The sequence below is a fragment of the Acidithiobacillus sp. TH-A36 genome, assembly GCF_057473445.1.
The window spans coordinates 1-1357 of the sequence record NZ_JBYCKP010000656.1 but is presented as its reverse complement, the minus strand read 5'-3'; the positions used below and the strand labels follow the sequence as shown (position 1 = coordinate 1357).

Genomic DNA, 1357 nt, shown 5'->3' with positions numbered 1-1357 from the left:
ATCACCAATGCCCTTGGTACCGCACAGACCATGCTGGGTAATGCATTTTTGCTGCTGTCTGTTGGCGTCATTGTCACTGGTATCACCCAGAGAGGCTATCTAGCCCTGCTGGCAGGATTCCAGGCTGTGCTGGCCAATGTTCGGGTCTGGCTGGCTTTCTTGCTGGCCAGCCTGCTGCTACAGGGGTGCATCACCTTCATTTCGGCACGCTTGCATACTTATGCTGCGGCACTGCTGGTATCCCTGGTAGGGGTGGCCTTATTGATACTGGTTGGGCTGTACGGCTGGTGTTTTGTGCGCGAGACTTTCGGCCTGCCCGGCGCTCAGATAGCCAAAAAGGCCGCCGTCCTGGCCCGGAAAACTGCGGCGGCGCATGCCTGAAAATTTTCTGCTGATCCTATAAAAATCCTCCTCATGATGTTTCTGAAAGTTGCAGATATGGGCCTTGGACTAGCCGCAGGATTTGCAGGCTTTGTCGATGCTGTTGTGGGTGGAGGTGGACTGATCCTGCTGCCCGCTCTTTTTGCAACCTTTCCCCAGACCGCACCGGCGACGCTGCTCGGCACCAACAAAGCCGGCGCTATCTGGGGAACTGGTGCCGCCTTCCTGTCTTATGTCCGGCGCGTGCGCATCCCCTGGAAAACCGTTCTCCCAACTGCCCTAGCGTCTTTGACGGGGTCATTGATCGGGGCGGATATGGTCACTCGTATCAATGGCGACGATTTTCGCCGTGCCCTGCCCTTTGTGCTTGCTGGCGTATTGATATACACCCTCATGAACCGACAGCTGGGTCAGGTGCATCAACCCCGTTTCTCCCAAAAGACCGCCATTTTTCTGGGCATAGGTGGTGGCTTGCTCATCGGCTTTTATGACGGCTTTCTGGGTCCTGGAACCGGTAATTTTCTGGTTTTTGTATTCATTCTCATCTTTGGTTTTGATTTTTTACATGCCAGCGCCAGCGCCAAAATAGTCAATTTCTCGTCAAATTTTGCGGCACTGGTTCTGTTTGCCAGCAAAAATCATGTGCTCTGGCATCTCGCCCTGTTTCTGGCCATGTGCAACATGCTGGGCAGTCTCATGGGTACCCGCATGGCAATGACGCATGGAACTACTTTTGTACGCCGCCTGTTCATTGTTGTCGTGCTGGTCCTGATTGCCAGAACGGCCTGGGAGGCCTTTGGCGGATAGTAGATCCATTTAGCCTCCCTCCTTGCTCATCCCTGTTTCTGCGCATCGTTCTGATGAAGACGAACCACCGCTCCCGCCTTACCAATGGCACTCAGCACAGACTGCAAGGCGGCTTCGGTGGTGTCTTCACCAAAAGATACTGCTGAAGCGGTTCCAGCGGATTCCACAC

General features: G+C 54.4%; 1 protein-coding gene and 1 pseudogene. Both read left to right on the top strand.

The genetic code is table 11. The features are described from left to right. Nucleotides 1-381 (top strand): annotated as a pseudogene (locus AC2VLY_RS16435) (hypothetical protein); the annotation flags it as partial. A gap of 33 nt (nt 382-414) precedes the next feature. Continuing rightward, nucleotides 415-1188, top strand: a complete 774-nt coding sequence (locus AC2VLY_RS16430) for a TSUP family transporter (protein ID WP_486891830.1) — start codon at nt 415-417, stop codon at nt 1186-1188. Nucleotides 1189-1357: the final 169 nt, after the last annotated feature.